At 29.2% G+C, this 20856-nt stretch carries 22 protein-coding genes; 11 read left to right on the forward strand and 11 right to left on the reverse strand.

Going from position 1 to position 20856, the window contains the following annotated elements; all coding sequences use genetic code 11:
• Nucleotides 1-4: 4 nt before the first annotated feature.
• From ACWYN7_RS07720 to ACWYN7_RS07765, 10 genes are all read right to left on the reverse strand, one after another.
• Complete coding sequence (locus ACWYN7_RS07720; protein ID WP_462859346.1) at nt 5-748, reverse strand: LytR/AlgR family response regulator transcription factor; 744 nt, start codon at nt 746-748, stop codon at nt 5-7.
• Nucleotides 748-2166, reverse strand: a complete 1419-nt coding sequence (locus ACWYN7_RS07725; RefSeq protein ID WP_462859347.1) for a sensor histidine kinase — start codon at nt 2164-2166, stop codon at nt 748-750. Before ACWYN7_RS07725 ends, ACWYN7_RS07720 begins: the two co-directional genes overlap by 1 nt.
• A gap of 135 nt (nt 2167-2301) precedes the next feature.
• Nucleotides 2302-3057, reverse strand: coding sequence for a LytR/AlgR family response regulator transcription factor (locus tag ACWYN7_RS07730; RefSeq protein ID WP_462859348.1), 756 nt, complete (start codon nt 3055-3057; stop codon nt 2302-2304).
• 72 nt (nt 3058-3129) lie between these two features.
• The gene (locus tag ACWYN7_RS07735; protein WP_462859349.1) at nt 3130-3438 is read right to left on the reverse strand and encodes a 2TM domain-containing protein; all 309 of its coding nucleotides are present in this window, start codon (nt 3436-3438) and stop codon (nt 3130-3132) included.
• Between the two features lie 2 nt (nt 3439-3440).
• Complete coding sequence (locus ACWYN7_RS07740; protein WP_462859350.1) at nt 3441-3776, reverse strand: 2TM domain-containing protein; 336 nt, start codon at nt 3774-3776, stop codon at nt 3441-3443.
• Between the two features lie 3 nt (nt 3777-3779).
• Entirely contained in the window at nt 3780-4070 is a 291-nt protein-coding gene (locus tag ACWYN7_RS07745; protein ID WP_462859352.1) for a 2TM domain-containing protein, read from the reverse strand.
• 1 nt (nt 4071) lies between these two features.
• The gene (locus ACWYN7_RS07750; RefSeq protein WP_462859353.1) at nt 4072-4359 is read right to left on the reverse strand and encodes a 2TM domain-containing protein; all 288 of its coding nucleotides are present in this window, start codon (nt 4357-4359) and stop codon (nt 4072-4074) included.
• Nucleotides 4360-4361: 2 nt separating this feature from the next.
• Nucleotides 4362-4685, reverse strand: a complete 324-nt coding sequence (locus tag ACWYN7_RS07755; protein ID WP_462859354.1) for a 2TM domain-containing protein — start codon at nt 4683-4685, stop codon at nt 4362-4364.
• On the reverse strand, nt 4685-6046 hold the full coding sequence (locus ACWYN7_RS07760; RefSeq protein WP_462859355.1) for a 2TM domain-containing protein: 1362 nt from the start codon (nt 6044-6046) through the stop codon (nt 4685-4687). The genes ACWYN7_RS07755 and ACWYN7_RS07760 overlap by 1 nt, the downstream gene beginning before the upstream one ends.
• A gap of 31 nt (nt 6047-6077) precedes the next feature.
• The gene (locus ACWYN7_RS07765) at nt 6078-6491 is read right to left on the reverse strand and encodes a DUF2141 domain-containing protein (RefSeq protein ID WP_462859357.1); all 414 of its coding nucleotides are present in this window, start codon (nt 6489-6491) and stop codon (nt 6078-6080) included.
• A gap of 629 nt (nt 6492-7120) precedes the next feature.
• Between ACWYN7_RS07765 and ACWYN7_RS07770 the strand changes: the two genes are divergently transcribed.
• From ACWYN7_RS07770 to argH, 11 genes are all read left to right on the forward strand, one after another.
• Nucleotides 7121-7735, forward strand: coding sequence for a GNAT family N-acetyltransferase (locus tag ACWYN7_RS07770; RefSeq protein WP_462859358.1), 615 nt, complete (start codon nt 7121-7123; stop codon nt 7733-7735).
• 4 nt (nt 7736-7739) lie between these two features.
• Nucleotides 7740-8915 carry an argininosuccinate synthase gene (locus tag ACWYN7_RS07775; protein ID WP_462859359.1) on the forward strand — a complete coding sequence of 392 codons (1176 nt, stop codon included), beginning with the start codon at nt 7740-7742 and terminating at the stop codon, nt 8913-8915.
• A gap of 94 nt (nt 8916-9009) precedes the next feature.
• Nucleotides 9010-9993: an N-acetyl-gamma-glutamyl-phosphate reductase gene (gene argC, locus ACWYN7_RS07780; RefSeq protein WP_462859360.1), complete on the forward strand. Its 984-nt coding sequence runs from the start codon at nt 9010-9012 to the stop codon at nt 9991-9993.
• A gap of 92 nt (nt 9994-10085) precedes the next feature.
• The gene (gene proC, locus ACWYN7_RS07785; protein ID WP_462859361.1) at nt 10086-10961 is read left to right on the forward strand and encodes a pyrroline-5-carboxylate reductase; all 876 of its coding nucleotides are present in this window, start codon (nt 10086-10088) and stop codon (nt 10959-10961) included.
• Between the two features lie 40 nt (nt 10962-11001).
• The gene (locus ACWYN7_RS07790; RefSeq protein WP_462859362.1) at nt 11002-12135 is read left to right on the forward strand and encodes an aspartate aminotransferase family protein; all 1134 of its coding nucleotides are present in this window, start codon (nt 11002-11004) and stop codon (nt 12133-12135) included.
• Nucleotides 12136-12162: 27 nt separating this feature from the next.
• Nucleotides 12163-13356, forward strand: coding sequence for a glutamate-5-semialdehyde dehydrogenase (locus tag ACWYN7_RS07795; protein WP_462859363.1), 1194 nt, complete (start codon nt 12163-12165; stop codon nt 13354-13356).
• Nucleotides 13357-13480: 124 nt separating this feature from the next.
• Nucleotides 13481-14242 carry a glutamate 5-kinase gene (gene proB, locus ACWYN7_RS07800; RefSeq protein ID WP_462859364.1) on the forward strand — a complete coding sequence of 254 codons (762 nt, stop codon included), beginning with the start codon at nt 13481-13483 and terminating at the stop codon, nt 14240-14242.
• A gap of 57 nt (nt 14243-14299) precedes the next feature.
• Complete coding sequence (locus tag ACWYN7_RS07805) at nt 14300-15238, forward strand: N-acetylornithine carbamoyltransferase (protein WP_462859365.1); 939 nt, start codon at nt 14300-14302, stop codon at nt 15236-15238.
• A gap of 237 nt (nt 15239-15475) precedes the next feature.
• On the forward strand, nt 15476-16255 hold the full coding sequence (argB, locus tag ACWYN7_RS07810; RefSeq protein WP_462859366.1) for an acetylglutamate kinase: 780 nt from the start codon (nt 15476-15478) through the stop codon (nt 16253-16255).
• A complete protein-coding gene (locus ACWYN7_RS07815; protein ID WP_462859367.1) occupies nt 16255-17325 on the forward strand; it encodes a M20 family metallo-hydrolase in 1071 nt (356 codons plus the stop codon). Before argB ends, ACWYN7_RS07815 begins: the two co-directional genes overlap by 1 nt.
• Nucleotides 17326-17430: 105 nt before the next feature.
• The gene (gene argH, locus ACWYN7_RS07820; protein ID WP_462859368.1) at nt 17431-18708 is read left to right on the forward strand and encodes an argininosuccinate lyase; all 1278 of its coding nucleotides are present in this window, start codon (nt 17431-17433) and stop codon (nt 18706-18708) included.
• Between the two features lie 102 nt (nt 18709-18810).
• On the opposite strand, the gene ACWYN7_RS07825 is transcribed toward argH, so the two are convergent.
• A complete protein-coding gene (locus ACWYN7_RS07825; protein WP_462859369.1) occupies nt 18811-20745 on the reverse strand; it encodes a hypothetical protein in 1935 nt (644 codons plus the stop codon).
• Nucleotides 20746-20856: the final 111 nt, after the last annotated feature.

Consider the following 20856-nt stretch of genomic DNA (forward strand, 5'->3'; position numbering starts at 1 on the left):
TTAATTAATAACCAATCCAATTTTTAAAATCTTTAACTCTTTCTCTACTTACAATTATTTCTGAGTCTTTGTAAGCATGTAAAATTAATTTTAAACGACTATTTGAGTAAGTAATAATATCTTTTACAGCATTAATGTGCACTATATATGTTCTATTCACTCTAAAAAAATGTATTGGATTCAAATCTTGTTCTAACCTTGTTAAAGATTGATTTATGACATAATTATTTTCTTTAGAGTTTAAAAAAGTTGCATTATCAAAACTGTAAAAACAAGTTATATCATCAGATGTAAATATTTTAATTTTTTTGCCCAATTTTACGGTAAATGATTCTTTATAATGTACAGTTTTATAATTGCTAACTAACTTTATAAATTCCTTTAAATCTGTTTCTTTTTGATGCTCTTCTTTTGCTTTATGAATAGCATTAGCAAGTTTGTTTTTATTAATGGGTTTTAACAAATACGAAATGCTATTATAATCAAATGCTTTTATACTGTAATTACTAAATGCGGTTGTAAAAATTATTTTTGATGTTATTTTTACTCTATCAAAAATTTCAAAACATAATCCGTCTGAAAGCTGAACATCTAAAAAGATTAAATCGGGTTGTTGGTTTTTATGAAACCATAAAATAGTTGACTTTACAGAAGTCAATTTATCTAGAACTTCTATTTCAAAATCGTACAACAAACGCTCTAATCTTCTTGCTGATGGCAACTCATCTTCTATAATTAATACTTTCATTAAACAGTTTCTAAAGTTGGTAATTTAATGATATAATGGGTTGCAGTGTCTACGATAATTACTTTTTTATCTGTAAAAAAAGCAATTCTTTGTTTAATATTCTCTATTCCTTTTTTAGATTCTGAAGTTGTATTTTGTTTTAAATTCTTATTATTCTCAATCACTAAATAATTTTCTTCGGATGAAATTTTTACATTAACAATCGTATTGTTACTAATTTCATTATGTTTTACTACATTCTCTAAAACTTGCTGTAAAATAGTTGACACAATGTATTTTTCTTTGCTTTTTTCATCAACAGAAATTGTAAAATTTAAACCGACTTCAAATCTATCTTTTAATAATTCTAGATAACTCTTAGCGAATTCAATTTCATCTATTACCAAAACTACATCTTGCTTTTCTTGTTCTAAAAAATAACGATAAATATGTGATAAATTCTCAGAAAATAAAACTGCTTTTTTAGGATTTTCTTCAATTAAACTGGTTAAAACATTAATATTATTGAACAAAAAATGCGGACTGATTTGATTTTTTAATTGTTGATAGTTTAGTTGAGATTCTAGTGATTGTTGGTGTAATATTTGTTTTTCTTGTTTGCTGATTAAACTTAAAAAATAAAAATGTGTAACTATTAACACATAAAAGAAAAAAGGAGTATACAGTAAAATAGAAGGAAATAAAAAAAACTTAGCTAAAGCTGCCCCTAAACCATCTTTTACAATGACAAAATTATTGTATGAAATAATTATCCAAAAAACGATTATTGAAATTGAAATTATGTAATAAAATATTATATAAATATTTCTTTTTGTTTGATTATATTTTATAAATAAATAATTGAAGAAATGAATACTTATTAACGAAAAAATAAAACCAATAGGTAAAAATCTATAAAATAATTGTACAGTTTCACTCCAATCAAAATGATCAAAAGTCATTATTATGAAATAAATAAAACAACCCGAGATTGGAATTAAAAATATTTTAAAATAAGAATATTTTAAGTCTTTTAAATTTACGTTAACTATGAATTTAGAATTCGCTTTTATTTTTTGTGTTAAAGTGATAAATACTGCTATAACAGATGTAATAAATGACAAAGAGAGCACACCTGTATCTAAAAATGAAATCGATTTATCTTCAACAGTTTTAAAAAAGATAAATGCAATTATATAAATTAATACAAAATTAAAAACTGAGGGTATAAAAATATTGGTAGATAAACTTTTTGATTCATCAAAAAATAACATAGACAAAAAAGATGGAAAAATTAAACTTGAGATAGATATAGGTAGAATATAAATTAAATCATCATAATTATAACTATCTAATATTAATAAAATAATAATTCCTACTACATGAATAATAATGGTAACTAAACTTGCTGTTAAAAATGATTTTAATATTTTCTTCATAATTTCTAATTTTCATCAAAAATGAAACTTATCATCATCAACAAAAAAAGAAATATAGTGAATTGTTAATTTATCTAAGTGAGTTGTATTAAAATAAATTTTTAATACAAAAAAAAGAAATTCGAGCTGATTGTGTTAGTCAATCCAATTTTTAAAATCTTTTACACGCTCTCTACTCACAATAATTTCTGAGTCTTTATACGAATGTAAAACCAATTTTAAACGAGAATTTGAATACGCAATAATATCTTTTATAGCATTTATATGAACTATAAACGTTCTGTTAACTCTAAAAAAATGTTCTGGATCTAATTGTTCTTGCCAGTTTTCTAGAGAATTATCTAACAAAAAGTTTCTGTTTTCTTTAGTGTGTATGTAGGTAGATTTGTTTTCGCTGTAAAAACATTCAATTTCGTCTATATGAATAATTTTTATGTGCTGCCCCACTTTTATAGACAATCGTTTTTTAAATTTACGATCAACAGGATTTATCAACAATTTACGAATATCATCAATATTTACCTGAACATCAGATTGCTTTGGTTGTTGTTCTTTAAATTGATTTACTGCGGATGTTAACTCATCATCATCTATTGGTTTTAAAAGATAATCGATGCTGTTTAGCTTAAATGCTTTAAGTGCATATTCATCATAAGCTGTGGTAAAAATTATGGCTGATTTTACTTCAATTTCTTCAAAAATTTCGAAAGATAATCCGTCTGATAATTGAATATCTAAAAATATTAAATCTGGATGTTTATTGTTCTGCAACCAATTTAAAGATTCTTCTACAGAATGCAACATTTGCTGAACTTCGATATCTAATTCTGATAACATTCTGTTTAGCCTTCTTGCTGCTGGCTTTTCATCTTCAATTATTAATACGTTCATAAAATTATAATTCGTTTTAAGTTGTTTGTTTTTGTTGAAAATTTTAAGGTTTTTAGAAATTTTACTTGTAAACTATTCCATAAATTCTTTAATTTTTCTTTCTTCCCAGTTTTTATTAAAAAAAGCAAAAAAACCGAATGTTCTAAAGGCATCAAAAAGTAAGAAAATTCCCCAAATTAGCCAAAAAGGAATGTGTTTAAATCCGTCTGAATTGTATTGATTGCTGAAAATTAAATCGCCAAAAATTTTAAATTTAAAAGACCACACAAACGTTAAAAATAAATTGACTAAAATATACGTAATTACGTGTTTGTAAAATTTCTTAATGGTTTCTACTTTCTTTTTTGCTCTTTGCAATTGTACTTTCTGTAGATCATCCATCATTAAAACTTTTTACTTCTTTGTTCATCTTTTTCCATCAGCTCTTTTATCTTTCTATCTTCCCAATCTTTGCTAAAACCAATAGATCTAAAACCGAAAACTCCCATCCAATGAAAAAACATTCCAATTCCCCAAAAAAGCCAAGTAGAATAGACTCCGAAATTGGTAAATGCATCTGCAAACGAGTATCCACTAGACATTAATCCGAAGATAATAACACCACTTATAAATAGGTTTACAATTACATACACCACTAAATGAATGTAAAATGCTTTAATGTCTTTTACCCTTTTTTTGGCTCTAATATAATTTTGTTCTTGTGTAAAATCTCTTTCCATTTTTTATTTAAAATTCGTTATAATTTCTTTTGTTTTTCTTTCTTCCCAATTTTTGCCTAATCCTAAAAAATTAAAACCAAAAATACCAAACCAATGCAAAAATATGGCAATACACATTCCGCCAACTGCAAACCAAAAAAAATGAAATTGAGGTACAAATTTTAAGTTTACAAAAACTATAATTGGCAATGTAAAAAGGGTTACAATTAAGTGCATGTAAAACCCTTTAATGTTTTTTATTCTTTTCTGTGTTATTAATTTTAGCTGATAATTTACTTGCTCTTGCTGGTTCATTTTACTTATTCTCGTTCATAAATTCTTTAATTTTTCTTTCTTCCCAATTGTTGCCTAAGCCTAATAAATTAAAACCAAAAACACCAAACCAATGAAAAAATAAACCCATACCCCAACCTAAAACTGAAAACCAGAACCAATGGAAGTATGGTACAAATTTTAAATTCACAAAAATAATTATCGGAATTATGATACAATAAATGGTTAAGTGCACATAAAACCCTTTAATTTCTTTTACCTTTTTTTGAGCTTTATAGTAACGCTGCTGATTATTTAATTCTGATTCCATTTTTATCTTCTATAATTTTGTTCTTCCATATATTGTTTAATCTTTCTTTTTTCCCAATCTCTGTTAAAAAAGTAGCTGAAACCAAATACATTTATAGCGTTAAAAACGATTCCAATTCCCCAATAAAACCAGATTTTATAATTATTATTGTAAAAAACGGCTTGTGTAAATGAGTCTCCATCATTAATATCACCCACAATAAAAATGATACTTAAAAAGGTATTAACTACAATATAAACAGCTAAATGTTTATAAAACTTGCTAATTCTCTCTACTCTTTTACGAGCTAAAATATATTTCTGTTCTTCTGTAAATTGAGTGTCCATTATCTGTATTTTTTTTGTTGATTTTCATTATCCATTAACTCCTTAATTTTCTTGTCTTCCCAATTTTTACCTAAGAAAATATTGTAATTATTTACTTCTAAAAAGTGAAAAGCTAAGCCCATTCCCCATCCAAAAATCGGGAACCAAAACCAATGAAATCCTGGAGAGAATCTTAAATTGATAAATATTAAAAAAGGAATTACAATACAGTATGATGCTAAGTTCTGATAAAATTCTTTTAATTTTTCTACTCTTTCTACAGCTTTTACATATTTGTTGTTTTCTAAATCGTCTGTGTACATAATGTCGTTCATTTTATATAAGAGAGGTAAACTCACCTTAAAAGTTTTGTTATTATTTTCTATTTTCACTCCTTTTTGAGTGATTAATCCATACCTATCAGCTATATTCTGTAAGCCTACTTTTGTGCTTTTACCAATAGCTTCTTTTGGATTGATGTTATTTTCTATAATTAAATAATTTTGATCCTCATAAATTGTAATTGTTAGTGGTTTAGAGGACGAAACCACATTGTGTTTTACTGCATTTTCTAACAATAATTGTAAAGAAAGAGGTACAATTTTTAATTCTTTATTACTTACTGTATCAGGAATATTAAATTGTACAGCATCTTCAAAACGCATTGCTAACAATTGCATATAGGTTTTAGCAAATGTTAATTCTTCTGCAACTGGTACTAAATCTTTATTTCTTTGCTCTAAAACGTATCTATACACTTTAGATAATTTTGTAGTGAATTTTTCTGCCTGGTTTGGGTTTTCGCCAATTAAACTGGTTAATACATTTAAACTATTAAACAAAAAATGCGGATCTAATTGATTTTTTAAGGATTCAAATTTTGCGGTTTCTGTTTTAGCTACAATTTCTTGTTTTGTGGTTTCTTTGGTCATTGCAGATTTCCAATTGATCATAAAACCTCTTGCATGGAAAAAAACAGCAACACCTAAAGAAAAAATAATGGCAAATAAATGAATCCAAATTAAAGTTTCACTAAAAAAATCTTCTACATCATACCCAAAAATAAAAATGTATTGCACATAATGAATTATTAAAACAGCAATTACGGTATAAATAACAGTAGATATAATTCCTGCCCAAACTCTGTGATTGGTTTCTTCTACCCAATCCCACTTAGAGTTTAAAAATTCATTTATAATTCCATTTCCTAAACCTAAAGTAAAAGAATACATTCCAGAAATTAAAAATGTCAACCCCATTCCTTTTAAAGTAAATTGCTGATTTATTAGTATAAAAATCACGCCTAGTATTACAGTTAGTTTTAAACAAACTATAAAATCTTTTCTTAGTTCTTTAAATATACTTGTGTTGGCTGTAGACATTTTTAATGTATAATTTTATAAAATAAGTTGATTAAAATTTGATATCTAAAGATACATCTTTATCATCAACCACAAACTTAGCATTCTCAAAACTTGGTGGTCCAAAATTCATTACATTATTAGAAGCACCATAATCTTCTATAGGCATTCCATTTTCTCTAAAATCCATTTTATCATTATCATTTCTATCATGATAACATACAACAGCGTAAACACCAGGTTCTAAATTTTCGAAAGTTACTGTGCTTTTACCGTCTACAATTTTTGCATTTTTAGATTGCAATGGATTTTTCATAAAAGTGGTTTTGTTATATAAAGCAAAGCCAACTTTACCTGTGTCTGAGGTTACATTAATAACTGTAGCTGTAATTTTTTTATTTTGCGCTGTAATTGTTGATGAAATAAACAATGCTGTTGCTACTAAAAGAGATACTATAAGTTTCATAATTTTTATTTTTTATTGATTAATTATGGTACAAATATGCAACTGAACTCTAGTTTTTAAAAGTAAAGCCTACCCAACTGTATTTTTTTTAGGACGAATTGTATTTTTTAAGATCAAAATGATATTTCTACCTAAAAAATTGCTTACAAAAAACAAGCTTTTACTGTTATTATGATTATTGAATAATTATATTTTTAGAAATTCGATATTGAAATCTTAACGAAAATAAAGAATTGGTTAATTTTTAATAAAAATTACTAAAAAGTATTCTTATACTATTCAGAAAAATAAAAAATACATACATTTACACCAATGATTACTACAAGAGGAAATAAAATATGTACTACAATAGCTCCCAGTTTGCGCTTGCGCTATATTCGTCGCTAAGATTTTGTATTAGCAACAATCAAAACTATTTCAGTACTTAACCTTTTTATTTTTTATCGTGAAACTATCAAAACAACTTTATTATCAATCTCAAGTTATTTTTAACAATAACGCTAATAATGTACGCTGTAGATTTCCTTTTCGCCCTTTGGGGTAGTTAATTATTTTCGGAATTTAGGTGCGTCCAATTCCATATCCAAACAAAAAAACAAATAACATTTTATTAAATAAAAAACAATGCAATGGAAATTGTAATTGCAAATGAATCACATAAGGTATATGCAGAAATAATCTGTAAAACCATTGAAGATGCTGCTCAAGTTAGAGGTACAGGTATTGCAAAAAGAAAGCCTGAATACATAGCTACCAAAATGGATAATGGTAATGCTGTTATTGCCTTAGATGGAGATAAATTTGCCGGATTTTGCTATATAGAACAATGGGGACATGGAAAATTTGTTGCCAATTCTGGCTTAATTGTACATCCAGATTATAGAAATATTGGGCTTGCAAAAGAAATAAAAAAAGTAATTTTTAAACATTCTAGAACCAAATTCCCAGATGCTAAAGTATTTAGTATTACCACAGGTTTAGCTGTTATGAAATTAAATAGCGATTTGGGTTACAAACCTGTTACTTTTTCTGAATTAACTGATGATCAAAGCTTTTGGGATGGTTGCCAAACTTGTAGAAACTTCGATGTTTTAACAAGAACAGAAAGAAAAATGTGTTTATGTACAGGAATGTTGTTCGACCCAAAAAACAATAATAAAGAAGCTACAGAAGAAGTAAAAGAAAGTGTTTTTAAAAAATTAAAAGACATGAAACAGAACTTTCTAAAAAAAAATAAAAAATAATATCATGAAAAAATTAGTCATAGCATATAGTGGTGGTTTAGATACTTCGTATTGTGCTGTAAGTTTATCAAAAGAATACGATGTACATGCTGTAAGTGTAAACACAGGTGGATTTACATCCGAAGAAATAAAAAACATAGAAAGTAACGCTTATAAAATGGGTGTTACCACCTATAAAAATATCGATGCTGTTGCTACTTTTTACAACAAAGTAGTAAAGTATTTAATTTTTGGTAACGTATTAAAAAATGCAACGTATCCACTTTCTGTAAGTGCAGAAAGAATTATACAAGCCATCGAAATTATCGAATATGCAAAAAGTATTGATGCAGAATATATTGCTCATGGAAGTACAGGTGCAGGAAACGATCAAGTTCGTTTTGATATGATTTTTCAAACCTTAGCTCCACATATTAAAATTATCACACCAATTAGAGATCAAAAATTAACAAGAGAAGAAGAAATTGAATATTTAAAGTCTCAAGGTGTAGATATGAATTGGGAAAAATCTAAATATTCTGTAAACAAAGGGCTTTGGGGAACTAGTGTTGGTGGTGTAGAAACTTTAAAATCAGAAAAACCTTTGCCAAACGAAGCTTATCCTTCGCAATTAGAAAAAGAAGGTGAAGAAAAAGTAACGTTAACTTTTAAAAATGGTGAGTTTATTGCTTTAAACGGACAAGAAAATGCACCACAAATAAACATCGAAAACTTAAATACTATTGCTTCTAAATTTGCAATTGGTAGAGATATTCATGTTGGTGATACAATTGTAGGTACAAAAGGAAGAGTTGGTTTTGAAGCTGCTGCTGCTTTAATTACGGTAAAAGCACATCATTTATTAGAAAAACATACTTTAACAAAATGGCAGTTACAACACAAAGAATATTTGTCTAGTTTTTACGGAATGCATTTGCATGAAGGGCAATATTTAGATCCTGTAATGAGAGATACAGAAGCTTTTTTAGAAAGTTCTCAAAAAATGGTTTCTGGTGATGTTGTAGTTACGTTAAAACCTTATCATTTTACTTTAGACGGAATTGTTTCAGACCACGATTTAATGTCAAGCGCATTTAGTACTTATGGCGAAGAAAATAAAGCTTGGACTGCTGATGATGCAAAAGGATTTATCAAAATTCTAGGAAATCAGAACAAAATTTATCAACAAGTTAACAATTAAGTTGAATTGTGTAATTGTTAAACTGTGTAACTGAAAAATTTTGTCAAAGACATTTACACGATTAAACAATTAAACTTTTAAACAATTTTGAAGAATGAAAAATTTACAAGTAGGAATTATTGGTGGCGCAGGTTATACAGCAGGTGAATTGATTCGATTATTATTAAATCATCCAGAAACTAATATCAATTTTGTATACAGTACTTCTAATGCTGGCAATAAATTATACCAAGTACATCAAGATTTAATTGGTGATACAGAAATTAGTTTTACAAGTGAAATTAATGCTGATGTCGATGTTTTATTTTTGTGTTTAGGACATGGAAATTCAACCGCATTTTTACAAAAAAACACGTTTTCTGATGATACTAAAATCATCGATTTAAGTAACGATTTTAGATTACTTGCTGATAAAAATTTCGAAGGAAAAGAATTTGTATATGGTTTACCAGAACTAAACAAAGCCGATATTATATCAGCAAAATACATTGCAAATCCTGGTTGTTTTGCGACAGCTTTGCAATTGGCAATTTTACCTTTGGCTGCAAACGGATTGTTAAAAAATGATGTTCATATAAATGCGGTTACAGGTGCAACTGGTGCAGGAACTTCTTTATCAAAAACCACGCATTTTACGTGGAGAGATAATAACTTTTCGCATTACAAAGCCTTTAATCATCAGCATTTAGGCGAAATCAATCAGACAGTAAATCAATTGCAAAGTGATTTTAATTCAGAAATTAATTTTATGCCAAATAGAGGCGATTTTTCTAGAGGAATTTTTGCAACCACTTACACTAAATTCGATGGTACTTTAGAAGAAGCAAAAGAATTTTACACCTCTTTTTATAAAGATGCAGCTTTCACTTTTGTAACTGAACAAAGTATATTTTTAAAGCAGGTAGTAAATACCAACAAATGTTTGGTACAATTAGAAAAACACGGAAATAAATTATTAATTACAAGTGCTATTGATAATTTGTTAAAAGGTGCTTCAGGACAAGCCATTCAGAATCTAAATTTAATGTATGGTTTTAAAGAAACTTTAGGATTAAACATTAAGGCAAATTATTTTTAGTAATAACTAAGCATACGTTAGCAGTTTCAACCGTTCAGCTACTTATGTAGCTTTAACCTTTTTTGATGTCAGTTCGAGTGAATTTGTGAAGCATGAAAAAATTTGTATCGAGAACAAAGCAAAAAAGATATAGTGTAAAGCGCGACCCTTGTGGTAACGTCCAAAAAAATAAAAAAATGAAAGTAGCAATTATTGGAGCAGGAAGTTTAGGGCAATCTATAGCAAAAGGTTTATTAAAAAGTAAATCTGTAGAATCCATATATTTAACAAAGCGAAATTTGGAATCTCTAAACGATTTTAATGTTTATAATGAAGTAGTTTTAACTTCGGATAATGAAAAAGCCGTTAAAAATGCTGATGTTTTAATATTTGCTGTTCAGCCTAGACATTTTGATAAAATTCTTGAAAACCTAAAACCCAATATTACAGACAATCACGTAATAATTTCTGTAATCACCGGTTTTTCTATTGATAAAATGGAAGCCATTGTTGGTCAAGATAAAAACATCATTCGTTCTATGCCAAACACAGCTGCTTCTGTTGGGCAATCTATGACATGTATTTCTGCTAATACAAAAGGAAAAGAAAAAGTTGCCATTGCCAAAACTATTTTTAATAGCTTAGGGACTTCTTTAGAAATTCCTGAAGAGCAATTACAAGCTGCAACTGTTATTTGTGCAAGCGGAATTGCCTTTTGGATGCGATTAATCAGAGCCACAACTCAAGGTGCAATTCAATTAGGTTTTGAGCCAGATGAAGCTCATGAATTAGCGATGCAAACCTGTTTTGGAGCAGCTACTTTGTTAAAAGAATCTGGCAAACATCCAGAAGCAGAAATAGACAGAGTTACTACTCCTGGAGGTTGTACAATAGAAGGATTAAACGAAATGGAACATCAAGGTTTAAGTTCTTCTTTAATAAAAGGAATTAATGCTTCTTTCGAAAAAATAAATCAAATTAAAAACTAACACTTCAAGGATTTTAAATCCTTACATAAAACTTTATGCTATGTCTTTATTTAATGTTTATCCACTTTATAATGTAACCCCAGTTTCAGGAAAAGGAGTTTATGTTTACGATGAAAAATATAACGAATACCTAGATTTGTATGGGGGTCATGCAGTAATTTCTGTGGGGCATTCTCACCCTAAATACGTAAAGGCCATTAAAAGCCAAATCGATAAATTAGGTTTCTATTCTAATGCTATTCAAAATCCGTTACAAGTACTTTTAGCAGATAAACTCGAATCACTTTCTGGTTGTAAAGATTACCAATTATTTTTGTGTAATTCTGGTGCAGAGGCTAACGAAAATGCTTTAAAACTAGCATCTTTTAAAACCGAAAAATCTAGAGTTATTGCTTTTAAAAATGGTTTTCACGGACGTACTTCTGCTGCTGTAGCTGCCACTGATAATAAAAACATTATTGCACCAATTAATGCACAGCAAAAAGTAACTATTCTCGATTTAAATGATATTGATAGCGTAAAAACCGAACTAGAAAAAGGAGATGTTTGTGCAGTTATTGTAGAATTTATACAAGGTGTAGGTGGTTTAGATGAAGCAACTTCAGATTTTTACGAACAAGTAGATGCTCTATGTAAAGCAAATAATACCCTATTTATTGCTGATGAAGTACAATCTGGTTATGGTAGATCTGGAAAGTTTTTCGCTTTTCAGCATTATAATGTAACTCCAGATATTATTTCAATAGCTAAAGGAATGGGAAATGGATTTCCTATTGGCGGAATTTTAATTCACCCAAATATCGAAGCAAAATTCGGAATGTTAGGAACAACTTTTGGAGGAAATCATTTAGCCTGTGCAGCTGGTTTATCTGTATTAGAAATTATTGAAGAAGAAAATTTAATCGATAATGTAAACGAAATGTCTTGTTACTTTTTAAAGTTAGCAAAAACAATACCTCAAATCAAAAAAATAAAAGGAAAAGGCTTAATGTTAGGTTTAGAATTTGATTTCGAAGTGGGCGATTTACGTAAAAAATTAATTTACGATTATCAAATTTTTACTGGTGGTGCCATGAATAAAAAGTTGTTACGAATTTTACCTCCTTTAACCGTTAAAAAAGACCATATCAATCAATTTTTTGAAGCTTTAGTTGATGCTTTAGAAGAAGAATAAATCCAACTAAACACAGCATATAAAAAAATGAATACTTTATTATCAATTGAAACTAGAAATGCAGTTTTACAAACAATGGCAACTCTTTTGGATGAAAATAGAGAAGCAATTATCAACATCAACAAAAAAGATTTAGAAGGGTATAAAGGTGATGATATTTCTATGTTCGATCGCTTAAAAGCGGATGATACAAAGGTTGATGAAATGATTAAAGCTGCCAAACATTTGGCTTCTCAAGCAGATCCTGTAGGTGTAGAACGTTTTAGTTTTACCCACGAAAACGGAATGCAAGTGTATAATAAAACTGCCTCTTTTGGTACGGTTTTAATTATTTACGAATCTAGACCAGATGTTACTGTAGAAGCTGCAGGAATTGCTTTTAAATCGGGGAATAAAATTCTTTTAAAAGGCGGAAAAGAGTCTTTAAATTCTAATTTAAAAATTGTAGAATTATGGCATCAGGCATTAAAAAAGCACAACGCTTCTACAGATTGGGTAGCATATTTGCAATTTAATAGAACAGAAACTCAAGCATTTTTAGAAAAACCAACGCAAAAAGTCGATTTAATTGTGCCAAGAGGTGGAGAGCGTTTAATTGCTTTTGTAAAACAACACGCCACTTGTCCTGTTATTATTAGTGGTCGTGGAAACAATTTTGTGTATGTTTCTAAAGAAGCTGATTTAGAAATTGCCATTGATATTATCATCAACGGAAAATCAAAAATTTCGGCATGTAATGCTGTTGATAAAGTTTTGGTTGATGCTAATCTTGCTGATAAAGAAACATTTATCAACAAATTGATATCAAAATTAAATGAAGCTAAAATTCAGGTTTTAGGTGATGAAATTGTGGCTAAAAATCATCAATTAGAACAGATTTCATCCAACGAAGTTTGGTACGAAGAATTTTTAGATTACAAAATTGTAATTGGAGAAATTGTCTCAAATGAAGCTGCCATTTCTATGATAAATACCTATGGTGGAGGCCATTCTGCTGCAATCATCACAAAAAATAATGAAGAAGCAAAACTTTTTATGGAAAACGTAGATACAGCTGCTGTTTATCATAATGCTTCCACGCGTTTTACTGATGGTGGCCAATTAGGTTTGGGTGGAGAATTGGCTATTAGTACAGACAAATTACATCAACGTGGACCAATTGGGTTACAACATTTGGTCACCAATAAATGGTATGTTCATGGAAATGGACAGATTAGGTAGAAGTTGGAAGTTAATATTTAAATATTTTTTTGTCATTTTGAGCGAAATGAAATGTAGTCGAAAAATCTCTTTATCGATTTCTCCTTAAAGTCAAAATGATAGAAGAAAAAATCATCATTAATAATTGAATAAAAAGAAACGCATATTACTAAAAATTGGTTCTAATACCTTAACCAAAGAAACTAATAATATCTCTAGAGGTAAAATTGAAGATCTTGCAAATCAAATTGCAAAATTGAAAGACACTTGCGAGTTTATTATAGTAAGTTCTGGTGCAATTGCTGTGGCTAAACAATTTGTTAAATTAGAAAGCAAACAAGAAGAAGTCTTTGTAAAACAAGCTTTGGCTTCAATTGGTCAGCCTCATTTAATAAGAATTTATCAAGAAATTTTTAGAGAATATGGTTTGTTAAGTTCACAATGTCTTCTCTCCTATTCCGATTTTGAAAAGCAGGAAAGCAAAACCAACATTGTAAACACCATAAATGTTCTAGTAAATAATAATTACATTCCTATCATCAACGAGAATGATACTGTTGCCACAGATGAAATTAAATTTGGTGATAATGATAAATTAGCAGCATTAACTGCTACTTTATTAAAAGTAGATTTGTTGATTATTGCCACAAATACCAATGGAATTTACACCAAAGAATCCTTCAAAAATAAGCATCCAGAAACTATTTTAGAGGTTGATAATTTTGAGAATTTAAGAAAAGAAGTTGTCAGTTCTAAATCTACTCATGGAAGTGGAGGAATGGAATCTAAAATTGAAGCAGCTTCTTTAACACAGAAAGCAAATATAGAAACATGGATTGTAAACGGATTAGAAGATAATTTTATTACAAATGCATTTGATAATAAAGTTCCGTTTACAAAAATATAATAACAATTAGACCTTTCAGGTTTTTAAAACCTGAAAGGTCTGAGAAATAATCACAAAATGAAACATTACACATCCATAAACGACATAGAAAATATAGATACTTGGATTTTAGAAGCCAAAGAAGTAAAAAGAAATCCTTTAAAAAATAAAGATTTAGGAAAAAATAAAACCTTAGGATTGTTATTCTTTAATTCTAGTTTACGTACACGTTTAAGTACTCAAAAAGCAGCCTTAAATTTAGGTATGGATCCAATTGTTATGAATGTTTCTGGTGATGCTTGGGGAATTGAATTTGGTGATGGAACTGTTATGAACGGAAATACAGCCGAACATATTAAAGAAGCTGCACAAGTGGTTTCGCAATATTGCGATATTATTGCTGTTAGAGCTTTTCCGAGTTTAACAGACAAAGAAAAAGACGAATCTGAGCAAATTTTAAATTCGTTTGTAAAGTTTGCAACTGTGCCTATTGTAAGTATGGAAAGTGCAACTGGACATCCTTTACAAGGTTTAACAGATGCCATAACAATTGCAGAAAACTCCACTAAAAAGAAACCAAAAGTGGTGTTAAGTTGGGCGCCACATGTTAAAGCTTTGCCACATGCAGTTGCCAACAGTTTTACACAAGCCATGCAAAAAATGAATGTTGATTTTGTAATTGCAAATCCAGAAGGTTATGATTTAAGCAAAGAAATTACGAAAGACACACCTATTTATCACAATCAAGAAGAAGCCTTTAAAGATGCTGATTTTGTGTACACAAAAAACTGGAGTTCTTATGAATCTTATGGTCAAATTTTAGATGTTGATGACAATTGGACCATTACAAAAGATAAAATTGCTGATGCTAAATTTATGCACTGTTTACCTGTTAGAAGAAATGTTGTGGTAGAAGATGCTGTTTTAGATTCAGACAATTCATTGGTTATTGAGCAAGCAAATAATAGAACTTTTGCAGCACAATTGGTATTGAAAAAAATATTAGAAAATAACTAAAGTCATCGCGAGGTACGAAGCAATCTGTAATTTAATAATGAGATTGCTTCATCCTTTTTTATCATTGACAACAAAGTGAAACAATCTTATTATATAAAACATATTATTTGTTTTTGATTAATGTAATGACTTAATTAGATTTATAAAAAGACCTTTCAGGTTTTGAAAACCTGAAAGGTCTGCAAAAAATACTATCGAGTAAAATTTTTTCCTCTTTAGGAAAATTAAAAGAAACTTATGAAAGAACAGTTATCAATCATAAAAATTGGCGGAAATATTATAGAAGATGAAACTTCTTTAAATGCTTTCCTAAAATTATTTGCAAATCTTAAAGGACATAAAATCTTAGTTCACGGAGGAGGAAAACGAGCAACTCATATTGCATCAAAATTAGGAATCGAATCTAAAATGATAAATGGTAGACGCATTACTGATGCTGAAACTTTAGAGGTAATTACCATGGTTTATGGAGGATTAGTCAATAAAAATGTTGTGGCCAAATTACAAGCTTTACAAGTGGATGCAATTGGTTTAACTGGTGCAGACATCAACAGTATACAATCAGATAAAAGACCTGTAAAAGAGATTGATTTTGGTTTTGTGGGTGATGTAAAAAAAGTGGCTTCTAATTCTATCGACAAATTGATTAAAGCAGATTTTACTCCTGTTTTCTGTGCCATTACTCATGATGGTAATGGGCAATTATTAAACACAAATGCAGATACCATTACAAGTACAATTGGTGTTGGAATGAGCAATATTTATGAAACATCCATTTATTACTGTTTTGAGTTAAATGGTGTTTTACAAGATTTTGCTGATAAAAATTCGGTAATCAAAAATATCAATTCAGAAACCTATCAAAATTTATTAAAAAAAGGTATTATTTCTGATGGAATGATTCCTAAATTAGACAATTGTTTCGATGCTTTAAACAACGGAGTTAAAAAAGTTCATATTGGTAATAAAGCCATGCTAACAAAAGAAAACGATAATTTTACAACAATTACATTATAATGATAAGTATTGAAAAATTAACTGAAAAAGCAATTTCACTTTTAAAAAGTTTAATTGAAACGCAATCTTTTTCATCCGAAGAAGAACAAACAGCAGCATTAATTGAAGCTTGGTTTTTAGAATTTGAAATTCCGTTTAAAAGAACCAAAAACAATGTTTGGGCAACTAATAAACATTTTGTAGAAGGCAAACCAACATTATTGTTAAACTCTCATCACGACACTGTAAAACCCAATTCTGCCTATACAAACGATCCTTTTAAAGCCTTTGTAGAAGAGGGTAAATTGTACGGTTTAGGTTCTAATGATGCAGGTGGTTGTTTGGTTTCTTTAATCGCTACATTTACGCATTTTTATGCACAAGAAAACTTAAAATACAATTTGGTTATTGTGGCTTCTGCAGAAGAAGAAAGCTCTGGACCAAATGGATTAAATAGTATGTTGCCTATAATTCCGCATATAGATGTTGCTATTGTTGGCGAACCAACTTTAATGAATTTAGCGGTTGCAGAAAAAGGTTTGGTGGTTTTTGATGCAGTTGTAAAAGGAACTCCAAGTCATGCAGCACATCCAAATAACAACAATTCCATTTACAATACCATCGAAGTTTTACAGTGGTTTAAAGATTTTAAATTTGATAAAACTTCTAAGGCTTTAGGTGATGTTAAAATGACAGTTACTCAAATAAACGCAGGCAAGCAACACAATGTTGTACCTGCTCATGTAGATTTGGTCATTGATGTTCGTGTGAATGACGCCTATTCTAATCAAGAAATTGCAGATATTTTACAAGAACAATCTCCTTGTACAGAAATAATACCAAGAAGTTTACGATTAAACTCTTCTTCTATCAATCCAAATCACGATTTGGTAAAAGCCGGAATTTCTATAGGAAGAGAAACCTATGGTTCTCCAACATTATCAGATCAAGCTGTATTATCTTGTCAGTCTTTAAAATTAGGTCCTGGAGACAGTACACGTTCACATTCTGCCAATGAATTTATTTATCTTGCAGAAATTGAAGAAGGTATACAAATTTATGTGGATTTGTTGAATCGTGTAATAACATAATAAGGCTAGTATCCTGCAAGGTTTTTAAAACCTTGTTGGTATTTAAATTATAATCATAATATACCTACAAGGTTTTAAAAACCTTGCAGGATAAAAAAGAAAAATATGAAACTTTGGGATAAAGGATTTTCAATAGACAAACAAATAGAAAACTTTACAGTTGGTAATGATAGAGAAATTGACATTCATATTGCAAAATACGATGTGCAAGCATCTATAGCACATGCAATTATGCTAGCATCTATTGGAATTATTACTGCTGATGAATTAGCTGACTTAAAAAAAGGCTTAAACGAATTAGCATCAGATATCGAAAACGGAACATTTATAATTGAACCTTCTTTTGAAGATGTACATTCTAAAATTGAATGGGAATTGACCAACAAATTAGGCGAAGTTGGTAAGAAAATTCATACTGCTCGTTCTAGAAACGATCAGGTTTTAGTAGCACTACAATTGTATTATAAAGAAAATTTAGCCATTGTTAATGATAAAGTAAAATCACTTTTTGATACTTTATTAAATTTAGCTGAAACTCACAAAGATTCTTTATTACCAGGTTATACTCATTTGCAAGTTGCAATGCCATCATCATTTGGATTGTGGTTTTCTGCCTATGCAGAATTATTAATTGATGATGTTTATGTACTAAATGCCGTTTCTAAAGTAGTAGATCAAAATCCTTTAGGTTCTGCTGCTGGTTATGGTTCATCTTTTCCTATTGATAGAGAATTAACCACAAAAGAATTAGAGTTTGCCACTTTAAAATACAATGTGGTGGCTGCACAATTAAGTCGTGGAAAAAGTGAACGTTCTATAGCTGCTGCTTTAGGCGGATTGTGTAATACTATGGCTCGTTTTGCCTTGGATGTTTGTTTGTATATGAGTCAGAATTTTGGATTTATTACCTTTCCTGATGAATTAACAACAGGAAGTAGCATTATGCCACACAAGAAAAATCCTGATGTGTTTGAATTAATTCGTGGAAAATGTAATAAAATTCAGGCTTTACATTCAGAAATGTTATTAATTACCAACAATTTACCAACAGGATATCATAGAGATTTTCAGTTGTTAAAAGAAAACATCATTGCTGCTTTTGAAGATGTAAAAGATATTTTAGACATTTTTAATTATTCTATTCAACAAGTAATTGTAAAAGATATTGATTTGAATGATGAAAAATATCAATATTTATTTACGGTTGATAGCATTAATAATTTAGTAGTTGAAGGTATGTCTTTTAGAGAAGCCTACCAAAAAATAGGAGGACAAGTACAAGCAGGAACTTATCAACCAGATTTAGGAAAACAACATTCGCATTTGGGAAGTATTCATAATTTAGGATTGGATAAGATTAGAGCCAAATACCCTAATCAATAAAAAATCAGAGTAAACATATTTCGAAATCTATTTAAAAAAAGAAAATTCCAAACTTAGTATCTAATTTTGGAATTTTCTTTTACACTAATTTCTTTAAAATTGTTATCGTTTTAAATCTATCGAAAAATCAAATTTTTGTAAAACCACACTACTGATATGTCCACCAGTTGTTGAGAACTTTACCTCTACTTTATTTTGTGGAATATTTTCATCAATTAAATCATAAGCAACAGGAATTTCTAAAACACCAAAAAAGTTTTTTCGTGTGCTTTGGTCATAACCTCTAAAGTCTTTTGGAACATCAATTTTAGTTCCGTTAAAAAATACTTCTGGATATTCAAAAGATTCTCCTTCTTTTGGGTGCTCTCGACCAAAACCTAAACGCAATACCAATTCTCCAAATTTTTCTTTTTGAAGTTCTTTGGTATCAAATTTAAAGGTGTTTACTTTATTCGCTTCAATTTTTTGCAAATAAGTATCTGCATAAATTTTTGACTCTTTAGAATGCTCATTAATTTTAACTTCCTTAGCAAAAGTATACTCTAAAATCATTGTTGCACTTTGCGAAACCTCAACTTGTTTGGTATTTACATCCAAATCTTTTTCGTCTAAAATGGGTAACTCATTTACTTCATACAAATGTTTTGCTTTGATACTTTTAATCTTATTTTTCTTAGTATTTATTAAGTTTAAAGCTATGGTTTGACTAGTAGTTTCCATATTATTTAGAATCAAATACATCTTTTTTCCATCAATATAAGCATCAACCTGAATATCAATATCATTAGCATACGTATCTATTCTTGTACCTTTTACTTGACTCCATAATTGATAAAATTTCACCAATTCTGTAAACACCCATTTGTTGCCTTTTTCGCCTTCTAACTCCTTTTTTTGTCTGAATAAACGATAAGGATATTTGGCATTAGGATAATCAGGAGATTTCCACCAATTTGCTTTCAACAACATAAAAGGCATTGTTTTTAGCATAACATCTGGTTTTTCCATTAGCTGCATCATTATTGTTGAAAATGATCTTAAATTCTGCCAATCGAATTCTTTGGTGTAGTTTTCAATCTCTCCATTTTGCCAGAAATATCCATATTCAGAAATGATAAAAGGTTTTACTTCTCCTAATTTTAGCTTGCTGTAGGTTTCAATAATATCTAGCATGGCTTCCATATTTCCTCCACTTCTAAAGTAATTTTCAGTTCCTTTTCTAGCCATTCCATCATAAATATGTAGAGAGAAAAAGTCCATATCTTCACCAGCAACATCAATAAAACGTTTCCAATTGTTTTTCCAATGTCCGAAATTAGAATTCGGCACAGAATATTCTGGATAAGCAGCTGTATAACCACCAACCAGCACATCAGGATTCAATTCTTTTACTCTTTTTGCTACAGCAGAATGGAATTCTGACAACTTTTGTCTCGTTGTTCCGTATTTATTGGCTTTTACAAAAGGCTCGTTAATTACCTCTAAATATTTTGGCTTGTTTTCACCATCATCACCAAAAGCTTCTTTTAAAAATTGTGCATAGAATTCTGCAGAAGCTTCATTACTTTCCATTGTCCACGGACTTTTTCCACAACAAGTTTTGATTGGTTTTCCATCAGGATAATTGTTAAACTGTCCACCAATCATAAAATCGTTTCTTTTTTGTAAACTAGAATTTGCTGTATTTTCATCAGCCCAAGTGCTTTGTACTTTTTTACCTAATGTTTTAATATCAGCAACATTTGGCCATCCTTTTTTATTTGGATCTTCACCAATTTGACGAATTCGAAAAGGCAAAGAACCATTGTTTCTGCCCAAATACACATCATATTCTTCTAGAAATTGGTTTCTTATTATATCACTTGGCCATTCTTTATCGTTTAAACCTGCATGTAAGGTGATGTATTTATTTCTATCAAACTCAGATTTGTCTCCTACAATATGTTTTACATTTAGGTTGACATCCACTGAAACTTGTGCATTAATTTTTGTGATGCTAAATGACGCAACCAATATTAAAAAGACGATTTTTTTCATATTTTTTCTACTATTTTTTGGGTGTTTAGAAACCAAGTTAATTATTCTCACAAAACTAAATGAGACCGAAAAATTCTTTGACAATAGATGTTCTTTTGAGAGATAATTATT

The organism is Polaribacter sp. M10 (genome assembly GCF_054968445.1).